The 20,051-nt window shown below is 62.8% G+C and carries 18 protein-coding genes and 1 pseudogene; 5 read left to right on the top strand and 14 right to left on the bottom strand.

Translation table 11 applies throughout. The features are described from left to right. Positions 1-113 precede the first annotated feature (113 nt). Positions 114-317: a hypothetical protein gene (locus ABIB90_RS23810; protein ID WP_354102104.1), complete on the bottom strand. Its 204-nt coding sequence runs from the start codon at positions 315-317 to the stop codon at positions 114-116. A 302-nt stretch (positions 318-619) separates the two neighbouring features. Between ABIB90_RS23810 and ABIB90_RS23805 the strand changes: the two genes are divergently transcribed. Continuing rightward, the gene (locus tag ABIB90_RS23805; protein ID WP_354201473.1) at positions 620-895 is read left to right on the top strand and encodes a hypothetical protein; all 276 of its coding nucleotides are present in this window, start codon (positions 620-622) and stop codon (positions 893-895) included. A 54-nt stretch (positions 896-949) separates the two neighbouring features. Here the strand turns inward: ABIB90_RS23805 and ABIB90_RS23800 are convergent, their stop codons facing one another. From ABIB90_RS23800 to ku, 4 genes are all read right to left on the bottom strand, one after another. Beyond that, positions 950-4,738, bottom strand: a complete 3,789-nt coding sequence (locus tag ABIB90_RS23800; RefSeq protein WP_354201472.1) for an ATP-binding protein — start codon at positions 4,736-4,738, stop codon at positions 950-952. Positions 4,739-5,212: 474 nt separating this feature from the next. Continuing rightward, the gene (locus tag ABIB90_RS23795; protein ID WP_354201471.1) at positions 5,213-5,758 is read right to left on the bottom strand and encodes a BLUF domain-containing protein; all 546 of its coding nucleotides are present in this window, start codon (positions 5,756-5,758) and stop codon (positions 5,213-5,215) included. 104 nt (positions 5,759-5,862) lie between these two features. After that, a complete protein-coding gene (locus tag ABIB90_RS23790; RefSeq protein ID WP_354201470.1) occupies positions 5,863-8,217 on the bottom strand; it encodes a hybrid sensor histidine kinase/response regulator in 2,355 nt (784 codons plus the stop codon). A gap of 176 nt (positions 8,218-8,393) precedes the next feature. Then, positions 8,394-9,323, bottom strand: coding sequence for a non-homologous end joining protein Ku (ku, locus tag ABIB90_RS23785; protein ID WP_354201469.1), 930 nt, complete (start codon positions 9,321-9,323; stop codon positions 8,394-8,396). 176 nt (positions 9,324-9,499) lie between these two features. Here ku and ABIB90_RS23780 point away from each other — a divergent pair, with 176 nt between their 5' ends. Beyond that, entirely contained in the window at positions 9,500-10,429 is a 930-nt protein-coding gene (locus tag ABIB90_RS23780; RefSeq protein WP_354201468.1) for a 3'-5' exonuclease, read from the top strand. 41 nt (positions 10,430-10,470) lie between these two features. On the opposite strand, the gene ABIB90_RS23775 is transcribed toward ABIB90_RS23780, so the two are convergent. After that, positions 10,471-10,656, bottom strand: coding sequence for a DUF3606 domain-containing protein (locus tag ABIB90_RS23775; protein ID WP_354201467.1), 186 nt, complete (start codon positions 10,654-10,656; stop codon positions 10,471-10,473). 114 nt (positions 10,657-10,770) lie between these two features. Between ABIB90_RS23775 and ligD the strand changes: the two genes are divergently transcribed. Continuing rightward, entirely contained in the window at positions 10,771-11,691 is a 921-nt protein-coding gene (ligD, locus tag ABIB90_RS23770) for a non-homologous end-joining DNA ligase (protein WP_354201466.1), read from the top strand. Positions 11,692-11,723: 32 nt separating this feature from the next. On the opposite strand, the gene ABIB90_RS23765 is transcribed toward ligD, so the two are convergent. The 6 genes from ABIB90_RS23765 to ABIB90_RS23740 all read right to left on the bottom strand — a co-directional run bounded on the left by ABIB90_RS23765 (position 11,724) and on the right by ABIB90_RS23740 (position 16,510). After that, positions 11,724-12,944, bottom strand: coding sequence for a sensor histidine kinase (locus tag ABIB90_RS23765; protein ID WP_354201465.1), 1,221 nt, complete (start codon positions 12,942-12,944; stop codon positions 11,724-11,726). Between the two features lie 225 nt (positions 12,945-13,169). Then, on the bottom strand, positions 13,170-13,622 hold the full coding sequence (locus ABIB90_RS23760) for a hypothetical protein (RefSeq protein WP_354201464.1): 453 nt from the start codon (positions 13,620-13,622) through the stop codon (positions 13,170-13,172). Between the two features lie 134 nt (positions 13,623-13,756). Continuing rightward, positions 13,757-14,143 (bottom strand): response regulator, encoded by a 387-nt coding sequence (locus ABIB90_RS23755; protein ID WP_354201463.1) that lies wholly within the window; start codon positions 14,141-14,143, stop codon positions 13,757-13,759. Between the two features lie 85 nt (positions 14,144-14,228). Next, entirely contained in the window at positions 14,229-15,353 is a 1,125-nt protein-coding gene (locus ABIB90_RS23750; protein WP_354201462.1) for a PAS domain-containing sensor histidine kinase, read from the bottom strand. Next, positions 15,346-16,134: an alpha/beta fold hydrolase gene (locus ABIB90_RS23745; protein ID WP_354201461.1), complete on the bottom strand. Its 789-nt coding sequence runs from the start codon at positions 16,132-16,134 to the stop codon at positions 15,346-15,348. The genes ABIB90_RS23750 and ABIB90_RS23745 overlap by 8 nt, the downstream gene beginning before the upstream one ends. A 166-nt stretch (positions 16,135-16,300) precedes the next feature. After that, a complete protein-coding gene (locus ABIB90_RS23740) occupies positions 16,301-16,510 on the bottom strand; it encodes a hypothetical protein (RefSeq protein WP_354201460.1) in 210 nt (69 codons plus the stop codon). Between the two features lie 585 nt (positions 16,511-17,095). On the opposite strand from ABIB90_RS23740, the gene ABIB90_RS23735 reads away from it, so the two are divergent. After that, entirely contained in the window at positions 17,096-18,778 is a 1,683-nt protein-coding gene (locus tag ABIB90_RS23735) for a DNA polymerase/3'-5' exonuclease PolX (RefSeq protein WP_354201459.1), read from the top strand. Here ABIB90_RS23735 and ABIB90_RS23730 read toward each other — a convergent pair. After that, complete coding sequence (locus ABIB90_RS23730; RefSeq protein ID WP_354201458.1) at positions 18,736-18,933, bottom strand: hypothetical protein; 198 nt, start codon at positions 18,931-18,933, stop codon at positions 18,736-18,738. The two genes, ABIB90_RS23735 and ABIB90_RS23730, sit on opposite strands and share 43 nt — an antisense overlap. Between ABIB90_RS23730 and ABIB90_RS23725 the strand changes: the two are divergent. After that, a pseudogene (locus ABIB90_RS23725) lies at positions 18,874-19,230 on the top strand (MOSC domain-containing protein); the annotation flags it as partial. The gene ABIB90_RS23730 and the pseudogene ABIB90_RS23725 sit on opposite strands and share 60 nt — an antisense overlap. Positions 19,231-19,346: 116 nt before the next feature. On the opposite strand, the gene ABIB90_RS23720 reads toward ABIB90_RS23725, so the two are convergent. Beyond that, complete coding sequence (locus ABIB90_RS23720) at positions 19,347-19,769, bottom strand: hypothetical protein (protein WP_354201457.1); 423 nt, start codon at positions 19,767-19,769, stop codon at positions 19,347-19,349. Between the last annotated feature and the right edge of the window lie 282 nt (positions 19,770-20,051).

Raw genomic sequence — 20,051 nt, 5'->3', positions numbered from 1 at the left:
ACATTCACAGGGCATGCCCGCCCCGCATTGACAGCCCCTATCATCCCAAGTCTGGAACGGGTGGTTTTCACAGACCCAGCCCAGCCCGAAGCAGATCTGACAATCGGGATCTATCAGGTGACCAACTCCAACGGGCGGTCGGCACGGAATTTCTTGTAGTCGCTGATGGCCTTGTTCGAGAGCATCAAGACGCGACGCTCTCCGCGACGAACCAGTGTTTCCACCGACTCCAGCAGAATCTGGCTCGCAATCGTCGGATCGCCGAGGTCACCAGTGCGCTCAAGGTAATCCCAGGCGATCTGAATCGAATTCTCCATGACGACGGGTAAGGGTTCACTCATGGAAAGGAAACGGGGTCTAAGGCCGTGTGTTCCTGAATTCCTGGCAAAGGTCGAATTTGAACCCGTCTCAAACCGGCCCCATCGCGTTCTGCTGCCGTGGGGAGGGCACGCCGGTGTCGTCGAGGCGGACGTCAGCGGATCGCCGGCACCGCGTTTTGCACGGGAATGCAGAACACGTGGACAACCCGAAGCCACTGCATTTCGGAATCCCTGACCCGTGCTAACCGCCAGGAACGAGCCGGCGGTCCAAAGGATACGTCCCGGCAGGAGCTATCTCGATGCTGATGACGACAGAACGACGGTCGGCGACCCGTACGCTGCGCGGCTGGGCCATCCATGTGCTGCAGGAGGCGGGCGCAATCCACGAATGCGAGGAGCATGGCTGGGCCAAGGACCTTGCCGATCCGCACGCGCGCGAGCACGCGTTGGACATCGCCAGGCAGGAGCCACCGACCGGCTTATCGCCGGAGCAGGCGGTGGCTGAAGTTTGCGAAGTGTTGGATTCTATCGGCGAGACGTGCCCGGAGTGTCTGCCAGGCGACGATCTTGTCTGACGCCGAAGGAGTGTGTAGGCGCTGCGGGAGCCCTTGGCGTTCCGCAGTTCGTGATCAATGCGACGTCGCCATGCCCGCCAGCGTCGCGGCGAGTTCGTCTCTGCGGAACGGCTTGGTCAGTCGCGGCAGATCGGGAGCCACGCCTTCCGTATCCGCATATCCCGACACAAGCAGCACCCGTACATCCGACGCCTCCGCACGGACGATCCGCGCGAGATCAGTCCCGTTCATTCCGGTCATCAAATGGTCGGTAATCAGCAGTTGCGGTCTCACGCCGTTCCGGATGAGAGAGAGCGCCTCTTCGGCCGATCCTGCTTCCACCACCGCGTAGCCAAGCTCGGCCAGCATGTCGGCCGTGCTCGCCCGCACCAGATCCTCATCATCCACCAGCAGGGCCGTGCCGGCGCCGCGCCCCAAGGGCTCCGTCCCCTCCGTCTCCTGCTCGCGCTGCGCAGGCTCATGGCTCAAGGGCAGCCAGAGTTCGACGTTCGTGCCCACGCCGCGCCTGCTCTGGATCTTAAGGGCGCCCCCGAGCTGCAAAGCCAGTCCATGGACCATGGAAAGGCCAAGACCCGTTCCCTTTCCGACTCCCTTGGTGGAGAAGAACGGATCGACCGCGCGTGCCAGCACCGACTCCTCCATTCCGACCCCGGTGTCGGCGACCGACAAGCGGAGGTAGCGACCCGGGGGCAGGCCTGACCGATGGCCGGCCGCGACCGGCTCCTCGTCGGCGCTGATGCGCAAGATCCCGCCGTTCGGCATCGCGTCGCGGGCGTTCACGGCGAGATTGAGAAGCGCCATCTCAAGCTGGTTGGCGTCGGCCTTGGCCGAATTCAGGTTCTCGGCGACTTCCATGGAGACCTTGATCTGCGGTCCGCTGGTGCTGGCGATCAGGTCGGTCATTCCCCTAACAAGGCCCGCTATGTCGACCGCCGTGGCCTGCAGAGGTTGCCGGCGCGCGAAAGCGAGCAACCGCTGCACCAGCGTCTTTGCGCGGTCGGCCGACTGGGCGGCGCCGGCGATAAGGCGCTTCTCCCGCTCACCGCCGACGCCTTTGCGTTGCAGGGCATCAAGGGCTCCGACGATCGGGGTCAGCAAGTTGTTGAAGTCGTGCGCGACCCCGCCTGTCAGCTGTCCCATCGCGTCCATCTTTTGCGCTTGCCGAAGCTGTTCCTCGGCATGCGCCAGCCGCTCCTGCTCCTGGATGCGGTCCGTCACATCGTACACGAACTGATAGGCGCCGATGCGTCGGCCCTGGTCGTCCCTCAGCGTGTTGTACTTCATTTCGTAGTGGCGGCGGTCGCGCCCCGGATCTCCGAACGCTCCCACTTCGGTGAACTCTTCGCCGGCGAGCGCCCGGGCCCAAACCTTGCGAACCGCCTCGCGCTCCTCCGGCAGATGCTTCAGCAGGTCGAGCATGCAGTCGCCCACCGCCGGACGAACGCCGAAGATGCTCTCGAACTCGGCGGCCGAGGCCTTGTTGATGGCCAGCCACCGAAAATCGAGGTCGACGACCTGCACGAAGGCGTCCGTGCCTTCGACGATGTCGGCGAGGATCCGCCGCTCCGCGAGCACCTCCGCAACGCGCCGCTCCAGCGTGGCATTCAGATCCTTCAACCTCTGTTCGCTTGCGCGGATGGCCTGGCCCGCTTCTCGGCGGAGGCCCGCCATCTTGATGTTGGCCGACACCCGGGCCAGCAGTTCGCGCGAGGAGAATGGCTTCGTCAAGTAGTCGTCCGCCCCGGCCTCGATGCCGTGGATCGTGGCTTCTTCGCCTGCGCGGGCGGACAGCATGATCACCGGAATGTAGTGGAGCTCTGGCCGCCTGCGGATCTCGCGCAGCAACCCCAGGCCGTCCAGCTCGGGCATCATCACGTCGGTGAGCAGCAGGTGCGGCGGCTCGCTTTTGATTTCGTCCAACGCTGCCTTGCCATCCGCCGCAACCTGAACGTCGTATCCTGCCTCCCGAAGGAGGCGGGCGATGTAGTCGCGCAGATCGGCATTGTCGTCGGCAAGCAGCACCCGAGGCCGTTCGACGCCCTGGACCTCCGGCGCCGGCAGCACTTGGGCCGAGCCCGGCGCCGGCGTGACCTCGGCGAGCAGGTCCGGCTCCGCGCCGTTCGGAATCCAGCGCAGTGCTTCCCCGACGAATGCCTGGGCGCGACCGGCGCCCTGCCCCGCTGCCGTGCCGGGCTGGATGCGATCCGGGGGCAAGTGTGCCCGACCGAGCGGCATCGTGACGGTGAAGGTCGTTCCGCGGCCGAGTTCGCTGGCGACGCTGATCGCGCCGCCGTGGAGCGTGACGAGCTCCTGAACCAGGGCGAGCCCGATGCCGGAGCCCTCGAAGCTGCGTCCCCGCGCCCCTTCGACCCGATGGAAGCGATCGAACAGCTTCGGGATCTCCGCCTCGGGGATGCCGACGCCGGTGTCCCGCACCGTCAACACTGCCTTGCCTTCCTGCTCCCGCTGGCTCACCGCGATTTCACCCTGATGCGTGAACTTGAAGGCGTTGGACATGAGGTTCAGAACGATCTTTTCCCACATCTCATGATCGACGTAGACTTCGCCGGCGATGGGTCTGACTTCGACCTTCAGGCGCAATCCCGCGCGATCTGTTGCGGACCGGAAGCTGCTCGCAAGATCGGACGTGACGGCGGCCAGGTCCGTCGGTCGGAACGTAGCCTCGACCCGGCCCGCTTCCAGCCGCGAGAAGTCGAGCAGCGCGTTGACCAGCCGCAACAGGCGCAATGCGTTACGGTGGGCGACCTCGAGCCTTGCGCGCTGTTCGGGGGCGGAGGAGGCGGCGAGCGCGTCCTCGAGAGGTCCCAGCATCAACGTGAGAGGCGTGCGGAACTCATGGCTGACGTTCGAGAAGAACGCCGTCTTCGCGCGATCGATTTCGGCGAGCATCTGCGTGCGCCGGCGCTCGTCCTCATACGCCCGCGCGGTCGCGATGGCAGTCCCGATATGGCCTGCGGCAAGCTCGAGAAAGGATAGGTAGTTGGCGTCCACGCGGCGACGCGCGTTCGCGCCCGTGACGAGGAATGCAGGAGCACCGTCCTCACCGGCGACCGTGATCGGCGCCACCACCGCCTCCGTGACCGGTTCTGACCAGAACGGGTCGCTTGGACAGTAGCCGGGCGGCGCCGGGGCCACGATCGGTCGACCCTCCTTTTCGGCTCGGTCGAGTGGCCATGGGGAGGTGCCGTCAGTCAGCGGGACATCGCCGCAACCTGCCGCAGCGAGCAGGCGGGTCGTGTCGCCCTCCCGCAAGTACAGCAGGGCGAACGGGACGTCGGCCCGGTTCTCCGCCAGTATGCCGGTCGCCCGCAGGCAAGTCTCTTCGACGCTAAGCGAGGCGTTGGCCCGCTCGCCCAAGCGGCTCAGCGTCCGAAGCCGTCTTTCCGAGAGGACCCTGTCGGTTGTCTCCACGACGGCGTTGAAGATGCCATCGATCTTGCCGTCCTCGCCGCGAACGGGACTGAAGGTGAAATTGAAATAGCACTCCTCGACATAGCCATGCCGCAGCATCGGCAGCAGCTCGTCCTCCTGCCACACGCCCTCTCCGGTCGCGCGCACCTTGTCGTAGAGCGGTCCGATGGTGTCCCATATCTCCGGCCACACTTCGCGACCGGCCCGACCTAGCGCCCAGGGGTGCTTGTTCCCGGGTATGGGGCTCCAGGCATCGTTATAGAGCAGAGCGAGATCCGGCCCCCAGTATAGCGCGATCGGATAGCGCGAGTTCAACATGATGCTCACGGCCGATCGCAGAGACTGCGGCCAGGCGGCCGGATCGCCCAGCGGGGTCGCGTGCCAATCGTGGCCCCGCATCAGCGCGCCCATCGCGCCTCCACCGCTCAGGAATCGAAAGTCGTTTGAACTCATAATACTACCTGCTTCTGAGCAGCTTCGAGGACAGCCAATAGGGGAGAGAGTTCAATCCTAGGCGAGCCAAGTTCCAAAATTGTCCATCCGACGAGCTCCTCGTGCTTGTGATCCGGCATTTTTAGGAACTGCGGAATTGAACAAATACATAAGAAAACCACTTGGAACCGGTTCCACACCGCCTAACCCCGAGTAGGTCCGGCCGGCTTTCGGCGACCTCGCTGGATTTCGCCTGCGCGGCCAATCCGGCACTCCCACGGGGTGTTCAAAGCGATCCCGAATGAAGGCCTTTCACGCGGCCAGGTCCTACCGCCGACGATCATCTTTGCAGCCGGCAATAAATACGGAACTAAGCCCCGGCGGCTTGAGTTACGGCGCGAAAGCATCAGCGCCCGGCCTTGCGCTTGACGCGGTCCTCATTGCGGCTGACACCTATCGCCGCCTTTTCGTTTGGCTGTCTTCAATTGCGATTAGGGTAGCGTTGGTGAGGTCGCCTTCGATGTGCTCTTTTGCCCGCTTGCCCAGCAACGGAGCATGGGCTCGCATGAGCTCCGACCCGTGAGTAGAGGCGAGGGTAAGCAAGTGTTGGCGCAGCGCTCCGGCCGATGCCGCGAAAAGATCGAGACTTATGTCTCCAGGTCGAAGAAGCAGATTGTCCCTACCGGACAGGTTCAGCGCGCACATGGACCAGTTGGGGAAAAGTCGAGAGTCAGACCAACTCATGTCGCGAACCGTCGGCGAGGAGTTGCGCCCATCCGCACAAATGCGCGAGAAACACTCCTGGACCTCCCTTTTCGGCCCCTCGAGCAACTGCACGAATGCATAGCCGTCGCTGAGCAGAAAGCCGGTGATTCCGTCGCGACGGTTGTTGGCGTCCGATGCAACGAGAATGTCCTGCATGGTATCGGCCAGCGCCATGGCGACAGACACGCTGGCCGTGCTGACGTAAAGCAAGTTGAAAACTGGAGGCTCATCCAAGACGGCAACTCCGCAACGTTCGATCCTTCGAGGACCCTTCCGCTCGAGGAAGCGGCTACGATGTCGACACGTCTCATCGAACACCGATGGATTGAATTTCTAATCTAGTCCAGCACCCGCGCCAGATCCGCCGATTGATACGGTTTCGTCAACAGCGTCGCGCCTATCTCCCGAGCATCTTGTGCAGCGCCTGCATCTCCGGTGACGATTATGATCCTCAAATTCTTGGATTTCGCGCGGGCCTGACGGGCCAATACCGTACCTGAGACCCGCGGTAGCCCCACGTCGGTGAGGAGGGTATCTACTGGATTTGAAGCGAGCATTTCCAGCGCGGTTGGCGCGTCGGGCGCTTCCAGCACCTCATGGCCCAAAGATCTAAGCATCTCACAAGTCGTCGAACGGACCAGTTCGTCGTCTTCGACTAGCAATATTGTGCGGGGACGCGAAGCGTTCTCAGACCGCGGCGGCTCGCTGATGGTCGCTTGTTCTACAGCCATCTGGCGCTGAGACTGGTTTGCGAGAACATGGCGGATTTTCCGCGCCAATTGCTCGCGGCTATAAGGCTTGCCCAAGAGTTCGACCCCGCGGTCGAGCCGGCCGCCATGCACGATGGCGTTCTCGGTGTAGCCCGAGGTGAACAGGACCGCGAGATTGGGCAGCCGCTCCTTGGCGGTTCGGGCCAGGTCCGGGCTCCGCACTGGACCCGGCATCACCACATCGGTGAACAGCAGGTCTATGGGAAGACCGCTCTCGATCACCCCCATGGCGCTGGATCCGTCCTTGGCCTTCAGGACGCGGTAGCCGAGGTCGCGGAGGAGTGCCACGGCGCCCTCCCGCACGTCCTCGTCGTCCTCGACGACGAGGATCGTTTCAGTGCCGCCACGAATGGGCGTGCTTGAGAGGTCAGTGACGACCTCTTCGCTCTCATGGACACGCGGGAAATAGAGCTTCACCGTCGTGCCATGCCCGAGCTCACTATAGATTTTGACGTGCCCCCCCGACTGCTTGACCAAGCCGTAGACCATGGAGAGTCCCAGCCCGGTGCCCTTTCCTTCAGGCTTCGTGCTGAAAAAAGGCTCGAAGACTCGTTGGACTACGTCGGCAGGCATGCCGCAACCGGTGTCGGTCACTGCCAACATAACATACTGGCCAGGCTGCAGCCCCTGGTGGCTGGCGGCGTACCTGTCGTCGAGGAAAGCATTCCCCGCCTCGATCGTGAGCTTTCCGCCCTCCGGCATGGCGTCGCGGGCATTGATTGCTAGATTGAGTACCGCGTTCTCGACCTGGTTTGGGTCCAACAGCGTGTTCCACAATCCTCCGGAGACGCAGGTCTCGAACTCGATATCCGCGCCGATCGTTCGGCGCAGCATGTCGTCCATCCCTCTGATGAAGCGTCCGACGTTGATGACTTTCGGTTCGAGGGCTTGCCGCCGGCCGAACGCCAGGAGTTGCTGGGCGAGCCTTGCCCCGCGTGAAACGCCTGCGAGGGCATTTTGAATCCGGACCTCCGCCCGCGGATTCCCCGCCACGTCTTTAACCGCCAACTGCAAGTTGCTGCTGATCACCTGCAGCAGGTTGTTGAAGTCGTGTGCCACCCCGCCGGTGAGTTGGCCTAGCGCTTCCATCTTCTGCGCTTGCGCCAGGGCAGCCTGCGTCTGCTGTAGCGAGTGCTCAGCCTCTTTTCGCTCGCTGATGTCGCGGGTGACCTTGGCGAATCCGATGATCTTGCCGTCTTCGTCGCGGATGGCGTCGATGACCACGTGCGCCCAGAAGGTGCTTCCATCCTTTCGCTTGCGAAGGCCCTCCGCCTCCCAGCGCCCGTCCCGAGCCGCCGTTGCGAGGCCCCGCGTTGGAATGCCTTCGGCTAAGTCTTCCGAGGTATAGAAGCGGCTGAAGTGTGACCCGATGATCTCGTCAGGCTCATAGCCTTTGATGCGCTGCGCACCGGCATTCCAACTTGCGACGTGACCTTCCGGGTCCAACATGAAGATGGCGTAGTCGGTGACACCTTGAACGAGTATGCGAAATTGCTCCTGACTACGACGGAGGGCTTCTTCCGCTGCCCTGCGTTCCGTTAGATCTCGGGTCACTTTCGCGTAGCCGATGATCTCACCGGAGGGCGATCGGATAGGGTCGATCACCACGTGCGCCCAGAACCGCGTCCCGTCCTTGCGCAAGCGCCATCCCTCGCGCTCGAAACGGCCCTCGCTGGCGGCGATCTTCAAGGCAAGGTCGGGGATACCGGCGGCTCGCTCTTCCTCCGTATAAAACTCCGAGAAATGGCGGCCGATGATCTCGTTCGCCTGGTAACCCTTGAATCTCGCGGCTCCGGGATTCCAGCTGGACACGATGCCCTTCGCGTCGAGCATGTAGATTGCGTAATCGGTAATGGCGTCGACAAGGAGACGGTAACGACCGTCATCGCTTGCTGAAGCTTCCAAGCGATCGTTGAGATTCATGGGGTCTCTGAGCAGGAGCGAAGGGCGAGTGAACATAACAGGTACGAATGTCAGCGGCAGACTACATCAATCATCGCCGGGTTCAACCTTGGTGCCCAAACGCTCGGCAGTGAGTTCGAAGCTTGCCGTCGTGAGCGGACGACGAAAATATCTGCCATCCCGTGTCGGCGGATGTTTCACGCCGACTTCCGCCGAGTCCCTGCGGCCGGCTTCTTCGCGGCGGCCTCTTTCGCCGGCTTCTTGCCGGCAATGGGCATCAGCATCTCCTTCTGGCCGGCAGAAGCCTTCTTGGCCTTTTTTGCCGGCTTCGTAGGGGACTTGGCCTCCGCTGCAGCACCGCCGACGCTCTTGCGGAGCGCGTCCATCAGATCGACGACGTTCTCGCCGCGTGGACGATCCTTCGGAGTGATCGGCTTGCCGGCCCGCTTCTGGTTGATGAGATCGACCAGCGCGGTCTCATACTGGTCCTCGAACTTGTCGGGCTCGAAGGATCCGGATTTCTGGTCGACGATGTGCCGGGCCAGGTCGAGCATGTCCTTGGTGACTTTCACGTCCTCGATCTCGTCGAAATATTCCTTCGGATCGCGCACTTCGTAGGGATAGCGCAACAGCGTCCCCATCAGGCCCTTGTCCAACGGCTCCAGCGCGATGATGTGCTCGCGGTTGGTCAGCACCACCCGCCCGATGGCGACCTTGTCCATCTCCCGGATGGTCTCGCGGATCACGGCGAAGGCGTCGTGGCCGACTTTGCCGTCTGGACGGAGGTAGTAGGGGCGGATCAGGTAGCGCGGATCGATGTCGGCCTTGTCGACAAACTCGTCGATCTCGATTGTGCGCGTGGATTCCAGGGCGACGTTCTCGAGCTCCTCCTTCGTCACCTCGATGAAGGTGTCGGTGTCCACCTTGTAGCCCTTGACGATGTCCTCGTTGGGGACCTCGTCGCCGGTGTCGGCATCGACCTTCAGGTACTTGATGCGATGACCGGTCGCCCGGTTCAGCTGGTTGAAGGAGATCTTCTCGCTCTCCGAGGTCGCCGGGTACAGCGCCACCGGGCAGGTGACGAGCGACAGACGAAGGAAGCCTTTCCAGTTGGCTCGCGGGGCCATCAACGCGGAACTCCAATAGGGTACTCGGACTCAAGACGGTCGGGGCCGAGCGGTTCCGACATGCGCCGAGCCGGTCAACAGGAAAATTACCCAGCCGCCCGCAGCCCGCTCGAAAACGCCGTGAATTGCTTGTTTTCTAGGTACCTCGTGGAGGTTTCGGGCGGTATTGTGGACCAATGGACGCGCTGGCCCTGCCCCTCAGAGACGAGCATTTTCTGGACTCGGCGGACCTGGCCGCTATGGCCGAACTGCTCGCGCAGTCGGGAGAATACCGGGTGCTGCGCCGCTTGGCGCCGCGTCTTCCGTCGGCGTCGGCAGCCGGACAGGGGACCCGGGTTGGCATCCTGCTCGACACCGAGACCACCGGCCTCGATCACGCCAGGGACGAGGTCATCGAACTCGGGATGGTCAAATTCGACTACACGCCGGACGGCCGCATCGTCGGCGTCAGGGACACCTTCTCCGCCTTCAACGAGCCCTCCGTGCCGGTCCCGCCCGAGGTGACGGCGCTCACCGGCATCACCGACGAGATGGTCGCCGGCCACAAGATCGACGAGGCCGCCGTGAACGCCTTCGTGGACGGCGCGGTGATCTCCATCGCGCACAATGCGGGTTTCGATCGCAAATTCGCCGAGCGGTACTGGCCTGTCTTCGAACGGGTAGCCTGGGGCTGCAGCGCCACCGAGGTCGACTGGCGGACACACGGCTTCGCCGGCGCGCAACTCGGCTATTTGCTGAACGGCGCCGGATACTTCCACCAGGCCCATCGGGCCGTCGACGACTGCCACGCCTTGTTGGAGATCCTGGACTTCCTTTTGCCGACGACGGGCACGCCGGCGCTCGCGATCTTGCTTGAGACAGCGCGGAAGAAGACGGTACGCATCTGGGCCGAGCAATCGCCGTTCGAGCTCAAGGATTCGCTGAAGCGGCGCGGCTACCGCTGGAGCGACGGCACGGATGGACGGCCGAAAAGCTGGTACATCGACGTCTGCGAGCCCGCGCTTGACGACGAGCTCGCGTTCCTGCGGACCGAGATCTACCTACGGGACGTGGAGCCGCGGTTGCAGACGCTGACCGCCTTCACCCGATTCTCCAGCAGGATCTGACGGCCGGGCGACCGCCGCGTTGGTCTGCGGCGAACCTAGCCTCAGCGACCGAGGCGCTTTTCGACCTTCTTGCGGGAATTGCCGACCTTCTTCACGGTCTTCTTGACCGCGGCGGCCGAGCGGCCGGTCTTCTTGGCTTCGTAGCCGACTTCGTACTTCTCCCCGCCGGCGACACGGGCTCGGTCCTGCTTGCGTCCTCGCGTGGTCTTCTTGGCTGCTTTCGCCATGTTCGGCTGCTCTTTCGTTGGTTCGATGAAGGGGCAACGTCGCAAGGATTCGCCGGTTCCGGAACGATTCGGCCTGCGGCACCTTAGAATCACGTTTGTTGAGTGGAGTTCGTTGTGGCGTTTACGCGTAGGAAGCCAGCCGATTTCGGCATCAAGGCGCCGTTTCCCGATTTCATAGAGCCGGCTCTGGCGACCTCGATCGAAAAGGTGCCGTCCGGATCCCGGTGGATTCACGAAATCAAGTTCGACGGCTACCGCGTACAGGTTCATCTGCATAACGAGGCCGTCAAGGTTTTCACTCGGCGCGGCCACGACTGGACTCATCGCTTCAAGAAGGTTGCTCAGGACGCCTGGCACATCAAGTGCGGCTCGGCGATCTTGGATGGCGAGATCGTAGTGCCGGCGGCCGACGGCACTACCGACTTCTCGGTCCTGCAGAACGAGCTCAAGGGCAGTTCAAAGCGCATCGTGCTGGTCGCCTTCGACCTGCTCTACCTGAACGGACGCGACTTGCGGAAGCTTCCGCTCCACCAACGGAAGGCCGAGCTCAAAAGGATTATCGCCGGCACTGACGTCCAGTTCAGCGAGAGCTTCGAGATCGAGGGCCAGGATATATTCGCGCACGCCTGCAAGGTCGGCTTGGAGGGCGTGGTCTCCAAAGTGCGCGACAGCACGTACGTGAGCGGCCGCGGCAACAACTGGGTCAAGAAGACCTGCGCGCAGCGGGAGACCCTGACGATCGCAGGCTTCGCCCTGGATGGCACCAAGTGGGACGGCCTGTATGTCGGCCGACGAAAGGGCGCCGATCTGGTCTACGCAGGCAAGGTCGACCATGGATTCGACAAGACCTCGACGGCGGAGCTCCGCAGACGGTTGGAGCCGCTGGTCCGGAAGACGCAGCCCTACGCAAAACGGATCGCTCACAAAGGCGTTTGGGTCGAGCCGAAGCTGCTTGCCGAAATCGAGTACCGGGCGAAGTCGGCCGAGGGCAAGGTCAGGCACCCGTTCTTCAAGGGACTTCGCGAGGACCTTTGATCGCGCTACGCCCCGCTGCGTGCGGTTTCAGGTCACGACGATTGCGATCGATCCGGATGCGAAATGATGGGCAGATCAATCAGGAAGCGACTTCCCTTCCAATCTTTGGCGATGGTCAGATGGCCCTGAAGCTGCCGCACCATGCCGGTGATTACCTTGAACCCCAGGCTGGCGCGCGGCTCATCGATGTCGAATCCTTCAGGCAGACCCTTGCCCTGATCCGACACCTCGACGCGAAGGCTTCCTTCGATCTCCCGTGCCGAGACCTCGATGAGTCCTTTGCTATCTGGATATGCATACTTTATGGCGTTCGCGACGAGCTCGTTGATGAGCAAACCCAGCGGGACGGCATGGTCGGCGGAGAGCAGCAACGCATCCGACTGGCAATTCAACGTATGTTTCCCCACGTTTCCCCTGAGCTTCTTGCAGAGTTCCGTCATGAAGTCGGCGAGCTCGATGAAGCCGACATGCGAGCTCCGCCACAGATGATCGTGAACGTCAGCGATGGTGGAGACTCGCAGACTTGCATCTTCCAGAGCGCTTTTGACCTCCTGAGACGGTGTGTTGCGCGCTTGGACCCGAAGCAGGCCCACGACCGATGCGAGGCTGTTCTTGACGCGGTGGCTCATCTCGCGGGTCAGGAGCGCCTGGTATTTGAGCGCTTCCTGAAGCTTGGCGTCGGCCTGCTGGCGCTCGATAGCAATGCCGAGCAAGCCGGCGAAACCAGTGAGGAAATCGGCATCGGCCTGGTCGAACTGACCGGCATCGGCGCTGTCGACTTCGAGAACGCCGAAGTACGCCTCGTCCTCCGCGCCCTTTTCGATCAGCACGTTGATCGCACGCCTGACGCCATGATCGGTCAGGAGCTGCGGCGTACGGAAACGTGTTTCCGCCTCAAGGTGGTTCGATATCACCGATTCCCCGGTACGGTAGGCATAGCCCGCCGGAGATCCGACGTCGGCGGCAAGCGAGACGACGTCGATGGTATTCTCTTTCCAGCCTACGCCGGCACGGACCACCAGGCGTTCTTCGTCGGGCTCGTATTCCAGAACCTTTGCGAACTCCGCCCGCAGTCCGATGGCGCAGAGTTCGGTCGCTTTCTGAAGGATCATCCGAAGATCCCGGGTCTGCATGGCGGCGCGGCCGAATTCTCCCAACAACGATTGCTGCCGGAGTCGGTAACCAAGTTCGTCCCGCCCGGTAGAATTAGGTGATGAAGCCGCAGGGCCGTCGCCTGTATTGAAGGCTGTCATCGTGAACGTTTCCCCTAGGCAACCGGCGGTTCCTGCCCAACCAGGCGCCCGGCCCGGAAGATCATGAGAAGGGGTATAGCAGTAATCGGATCGTTGGCGTCCGCCGAAGCGAGCGGCCTCTGTGTCTCCCCGCCGAGGGAGTGCCTTGAGCGCGCTGCGGCAATTCTGATCCAGGATAAGCCGGCCGGCGCCCGCTCGACGCGGTGGCGCCGGTCGTGGCGGCGATCAGCCGGCGGTATCGATCACCATTTCGACGAGCTTGGCCATCTTTTCGCGCGTCAGGTCGCCCGAGTTGGAGATGTACGGCTCCACGTCCGGCCCATACACGAAGGGAACTCCTTTCGACGTGCCACTGTCACCGATCCTCGCCACCACGATGTTTCCGAACGCCGTGGTGATCGTGGTGGGCGCGCCATCTCCGACCTTGAAGGATACGCCGACCGGGCGGTGGTCGTTCAGTTCGATCTGCGGCGCGAACGAGAACTGATTGTCGGCGAAGTGCTCTTTCAGCTCGGCCATAAAAGGCAGCACATGGCGCTCCATGGCGACCTTGCAGTGCTCGACATCCGCGGCGCGTTTTTCCGAGCTGGCGGCAGCGATTTCGGTCTGCCGGTTCTTCTCCGCCACTGCGACCGCGGTCTTTGCGCTGAACTTGGCTGCGAGTTCCTGGGCGTTCATTTTGTTTGTTCCTTGGGATGTTCATGACCCGAGCAACAGGTACGCCGCGAGTGTGTTTTCTTGGCGGCTCTTTGCGAGATGGCCGAATGAAGCTGCTGCAGCGAAGGGCCCGACAGGCGAGATCGGTCCATATGCTATGCGGCGGATGATCCGCCGTGATCGGTCAATCTGCGAAGCGTCGCCACGACCTCGGGACCGCGATATGGCTTTGCCATGAACTCGCTCCCGGAAGGTAGATCGCCGGTCCCCACTCTCACGAAGCCGGACGTGGCGAGTATCTTGATGGGTGGCCACCGGTCCCGGACGAAGCTGGCGAGCTTCAGCCCATCCATCGAACCCGGCATCTGGACATCGGTGAAGACGACGTGGATATCGGAACGGGCCTCGAGAATCGCGATGGCCTGGTCGGCGTTGCCCGCCTGGACAACTTCGAAGCCTGCCTGCTCGATCATGTCGGCGGCATCCATCCGGAGCAGGTATTCGTCTTCCACGATCAGGATCACGGGAATTAGATGCGCCATCTGAAAGCCTCCGGCCCATCCCTGCAGTCGGGCAAAAATCCGTTCCGGCCCCCGGCAGGCCCGGAAGCGCGTCGCGCGGGATTCGTCACGACGTGGCCGTTGCCAGCGGCATCTTGAAGACAAACCTGGTCTCTTCAGTCGTGGACGTGACATCGATCCGGCCGCCATGGGCCTGCGCTATCTGGGAAGCGATGTGGAGCCCAAGCCCGAGACCCTGTCGGCTGTCGCGGACGTCGCCCCGAAAGAACGGCTCGAACAGTCTTTCCATCGCACTCGCCGGAATGGGCTCGCCGGCATTCGCGACCCAGAGCTTCAATTCGCCGCCCTTGGTCTCCGCTCCGACGCGGACAGGCCGATCGGGCGCCCCATGCGTGAGGGCGTTGCCGACCAGATTGGACAAGAGCTGCCCCAAGCGAGCGCGGTCGCAGTTCACCGGCTCCGTGATGTCGAAGCTCGTCTCGATCATGCGCTCCGGAGATGAAGTCCGTAGTTCGTCGACGACCTGCTCGAGGATCGGCTCCAATGGCTGCCCAGCGTCGCGATTCAGCACAATACCGCTGCCAAGCCGCCCACGCGCGAAATCCAGCACGTCGTCAATCAGGTCCGACATGCGGGTGACGGTGGTGTTGATCATATCGAGCACGCGCAGATGCTTGTGTTCCTGCAGCGCGCCGGAGCGCTGCAGGATCCGTGCGCCTGCACTGATCGCTGCGAGCGGGTTGCGGAGGTCGTGCCCGAGCACGGCGATGAACTGCTCGCGAAGTTCAGCCGTCTCGCGCTCGGTGGCGAGACCCTTTTGCAACTGCGACCTCGATTCCACCAGTTCGCGTTCGTAGCGCCGTCGGTCGGTGGCCTTGATCACCACGACCGCAGTCAAGAGAAGTGAACCGTCGGCATCGCGGCGTTCGGAGGCGTTCGCGATGACAGGCAGCCGCTCGCCGGCGGCGGTCTCGAAATCCAGGGCGAACTCGTTGAAGAAACCCTGCATCCGCAGCAAAGGAGCGATGTGGGTTTCGTAGTAGATCCGGCCGGCCATATTGAGGAATTGATGGAGACGTCGGCCGATGAACATGTCGGCTTCGAAACCGGTCCACCTCGTCAACGTCGCGTTGACTTTGGAGATGCGCCCGTCAGGTCCCATCGTGAGATAACCGCACGGGGCATTTTCGAACAGATCTCTGTATTCGTTGGTGGGAAGGAGTTCAGACATAGGCCCTGATGGCCGAGACGACCTCCGCCGGCGCGCTCAGGTTCGGACAGTGTCCGGTGGCTTTGAGAAAGACGATCTCGCTTCCCGGGATCTGGCTCCTCACGAAATTGCCGACCGCCTCCGAGGCGATGATGTCCTCGCTGCACTGGAGAATCAGGGTCGGAACCGTCACCTTGGAAAGGTCGTTCCTGTTATCGGAGGTGAAGGTCACTCGCGCGAATGCCTTAGCGATCTCCGGATCGGTGCGGCAGAAACTGTTGGTCAACTCCTCACCGAGTTCAGGCCGATCCGGATTGCCCATGATGGACGGCGCCATGGCGGCGGACCAACCCATGTGATTGTCTTCAAGGAACTCGAGCAGCTCCGCGATCTGCTTTTCGGTGAAGCCGCCCACGTACTCGCCGTCGTCGATGTATCTGGGAGACGGGCCCACCAGCACCATCCTTCCGAAAAGGTCCGGCGCCTTCAAAGAGGCCAAGAGACCGATCATGGCACTTACTGAATGGCCGACGAAGACAGCGTCCTTAAGATTCAGATCGCGTCCTATGTCCACCAGGTCGCCGGCATAGCCGTGCAGCGACGAATACTTGGACTTGTCATAAGCGGACAGGTCGGACCCGCCGGCGCCGACATGGTCGAAAAGGACGACCTTGAAGTCGTCCTCGAACTCGGGCGCCACGAAACGCCACATGTTCTGGTCGCAGCCGAAACCGTGGGCGAAGACCATGGCCCGGCTGCCGCGCCCGGTGACGTGCACATTGTTTCTTGCTTGGATGTTCATTGATGATCACCGTACTTGCTGGCGCGTCGAGGCGACCCTCTAGGCTCGGGGATCGGAAAGGCAACAACCCTCGTTGCGAACTGTTCCAATACCACAACCTGAATTTGTGAGATGCCGTCGGAATTTGGTCCGGTACACGGCACGGCGCGAGCCGAGCGCCTTGAAGCTAAACCGGATCCGGAGCCGGGGCGCTCTTTTCGCCGAGCACCTGGTCGAAATCGGCGGGATCGAATCGCCTTCCATGAGCGTCCGTAATATACACCTGCCAGCCTTCGCTGTGGAGGGCGATCGCCTTGGCGACGATTGTGACCGGGCTTAACCGAACGGTCTGGACCGTCTTCCCATCCTTCGAAGAGTGGACCGTGAACGCCGTCATGGGACCTCGATCGAGTGACCCTAAACGCCGCCACGTCACCCCTTGCAAATGTAGGCATCGATTCGCGGCTCAAGGCAATTTCCTGTTGTGACAACAGGTGGACTAGGATCCGACTCGATTGATCTACCAATCGATCGCAGCGGCTAGAAGGGTAGTCCGCGATCCGGAACAGCACTCCACCGGCCTCGCGAACTCGCGCAAGTCGAATTCGGCTCCTACGAACGGCGCGGATCACGCAGGGCGCGCAGTGCTACTTGGATGCCGACCGAACTATCGGCAAGAGTGGGCGTTACCGACATCATGTCAGACGCTTTCGATTACTTCCGGGCTTACGCTGTCCGAGCTCTATGCAAGGCCCGATCCATGCCGCACGGCAGGATGAAGCATCTGCAGCTGCTGGCCGGGCGGATCTATAATCTTCTCAAGAAAGAGGCCGCTTACGGCCCGAATACGCAGCACTTTGAAGACTTCCGGGCAGCCCAGAGGCTGGAGAGGTCTCTCGATCGTCCGCCCGGTCAAGGCTCGGGCGCTGGGACTCGCTTTAGTCCGCCGAGGTGGCAGGACGCGGGACGGGAGGTTTGTTGAATGCCTTCCCTCGACACCCGTGGTGTAGCAAGCCTGCTGCGGGAATATGCGCAGCGCTCCGCCTTGCGCGGCGGCAACCCCTACCGGGCAAAAGCCTATTCTCGGGCCGCCGACAGTCTGGCAGCCCTTGCCGTCCCTCTGCATGTGCTGATCGCTGAAGACCGGCTCAAGGAAATCCCCGGCGTCGGCGAGGCGATCGCCGACATTATCGTCAAGCTTCACAAGACGGGCTTTCATCCGACCCTTGAAAAGCTCCGTAAGGAGATACCCGAGGGCGTGCTCGAGATGCTCGCCGTTCCCGGCCTCCGCCCCGAGAAGGTGCTGCGGCTTTACAAGGATCTCGGTATCACCTCGCTCGCCGAGTTGGAGGCCGCCGCCAAGGACGACCGTATCAAGAAGGCCAAAGGTCTCGGCGCGGCGCTGCAAGCCAAGATCCTGCAGAACCTGGCCATCGCGAAAAGCGGGGAAGGCCGCCTCCATCTGCACCGTGCCGCCGTCCTGCTCGCCCACGCCAAAGATTCGCTCCGCAAGGCCCGGCCCGAACTCAAGCGCGTGACGATCGCGGGCGACTTCCGCCGCGGCTGCGAACTGGTCGGCGACCTCACGATCGTTGCAGAAGCGCCCAAGGTCGCCAAAACGTCGAAGGCTTCCGGGGCGGATGGAATGGAGATCCGCTTGTCCGATCGCAAACACTTCGGCGCCGCTCTTCTCTTCGCGACCGGCTCCGCCGCTCACGTTGAGCAGCTCCAGGCCTTGGCCATTGAGAAGGGGATGCGGTTGGAGGCCGACGGCTTGCACAAGGGCCGCACCCTGATCGCGGGCGACGAGGCCGAGATCTATAGTGCCCTCGGTCTGCCCTTCATCGATCCTGAACTCCGTGAGGGCCGTAGCGAGGTCGAGTTGGCCCTGAAGGGCAAGTTGCCGAAGCTCGTCACCGACAAGGACCTGCGCGGAATCCTTCATTGCCACACCGATGCCTCCGACGGCACGGAGAGCTTGGAGACGATGGCCAAGGCCACGCGCCGGCGCGGCTTCGAGTATTTCGGCGTCGCCGACCACTCCAAGTCCGCGCACTACGCGGGCGGCCTCTCGGAGGAAGAGATCAGGCAGCAGCACCGGGACACCGACCGGTTGAACAAGCGCTTCGGCAAGGATTTCCGGATACTCAAAGGCATCGAGTCCGACATTCTGGCCGACGGCTCACTGGACTATGCGGATGACGTGCTCGAGAGCTTCGATTTCGTTGTCGCGAGCATCCACGGCCGGTTCAAACTGGATCGCAAGGCGCAGACGCAGCGGCTGCTTCGTGCCGTCTCCAACCCTCACACCACCATCATCGGCCACATGACCGGGCGCCAGCTGCAGCGGCGACCAGGCTACGAAATCGACATCGAGAAGGTGCTGCGCGCCTGCGCCAAGCACGACGTCGTCGTCGAAATCAACGCCCACCCATGGCGGCTCGACCTGGATTGGCGCTGGCACCAGGCAGCGCTGGAGTTCGGCTGCATGCTGAGCATCAATCCGGACGCGCACTCGATCCCCGAGCTCGACCACATGCACTGGGGCGTCGAGATGGCTCGGAAGGGCGGTGTCCCCGCCGACCGGGTCCTGAACGCGATGGCTCTTCCGGAGATCACGCGCTACCTCCGCCAGAAGCGGCGCTCGTTCGCCCGGGCGGCCTGATGCAGCAAGGGCACGGCTTCTCGCTGGAGGGCACCGTGGTCGCAGTTGCCGCCGATCGCGGTCACCACTTCAGCAAACCGCCGCAGGGCCGGATCATGCTGGTGGAAGGCCATGGCGTCGAAGGCGACGCCCACGCCGGCGCGTTCGTCAAGCACCGGTATCTCGCCCGCCGGCAGCCGCGCCTACCCAATCTCCGGCAGGTGCACCTCATCCCGGCCGAGCTCTTTGCATCCCTTTCGAATGCCGGCTTCCAGGTCGCAGCGGGGGACCTGGGCGAGAATATCACCACTGCCGGTCTGGACCTTGAGCGGATGCCTCTCCGGACGCTCATCGAGCTTGGACCAACGGCGATCGTGGAGCTGACCGGCCTCCGGACGCCTTGCGTTCTGATCGACCGCTTCCAGCCCGGCCTTAAGCAACAGGTGCTCTCGTCGGCGGAAACGGGCCCTCCATTCATATGCGGCGTGCTGGGCGTGGTTAGGGCCGGCGGAGCGGTCGCGGCTGGCGATAGCGCGCAGGCTCGGCGCCCGACCCCTTCTTTTGGTGCCTTACCTGCTTTGAGGACACTTCAGGGCGCGTTCGCCCTCGCTCGTTCGCGCGCCTCGCGCCGACGTTGGCGGCGTTCGCGCCGCCGCTTGGCACGGTCAGCGGGCTGCCGCAGCGGAGGAACCTGCGGCGCAGCCGCTGTCTCAACGGGAGCTTTCTCGACAAAGAGCGGCTGGAGCGGTTCCGGCGCAGCGGGGCGGGCTTCCATGAACTCGAGCACTGCCCGTCCCTTGGTCGTGATCTTCCAGCCGCCGCTGAGGCGTTCGACCATGCCGTGGGAAAAGATATCGAGATCCGGGACCCTCGCGGCGAGACGCTTAGTGCGGTCCGCCCATTCGCGGCCACTGGTCGCCAGGATGGCCATGTCTCGCTTGAGGTCTTCCATGACAGCGAAACCGTCCGGATAGCTCACCAGGATCTTCAGCACCGTGACCTGGAAATTCACGACCGCCTCGACCGATCAACGCCACACCGTGCGCGCCCGCCAAAGGGCGTCACGGCCGCCGTGCCTGAGTTCGTCCAACGATTCCTCGGCTCTGGTAACCGCCCCCAGGATCTTTGAGACGACATGGCTAGGCGGTCCGATCTCGCGCTGCGAAATGCGCTCGCAGACGCACTCGCGCGGTTGCCGCATCGAACATCTATGCTCCCCAAAACCTATAGCCAGCGTTTCGCACGGCGCGCCTCAAGAAGTTTTGACCGTGATGGGCCAGTTGGTCTGACCCAA

The organism is Bradyrhizobium sp. JR4.1 (genome assembly GCF_040548605.1).
In the GTDB taxonomy this organism is placed as follows: domain Bacteria; phylum Pseudomonadota; class Alphaproteobacteria; order Rhizobiales; family Xanthobacteraceae; genus Bradyrhizobium; species Bradyrhizobium canariense.
This window is presented reverse-complemented; position numbering and strand designations above follow the sequence as displayed.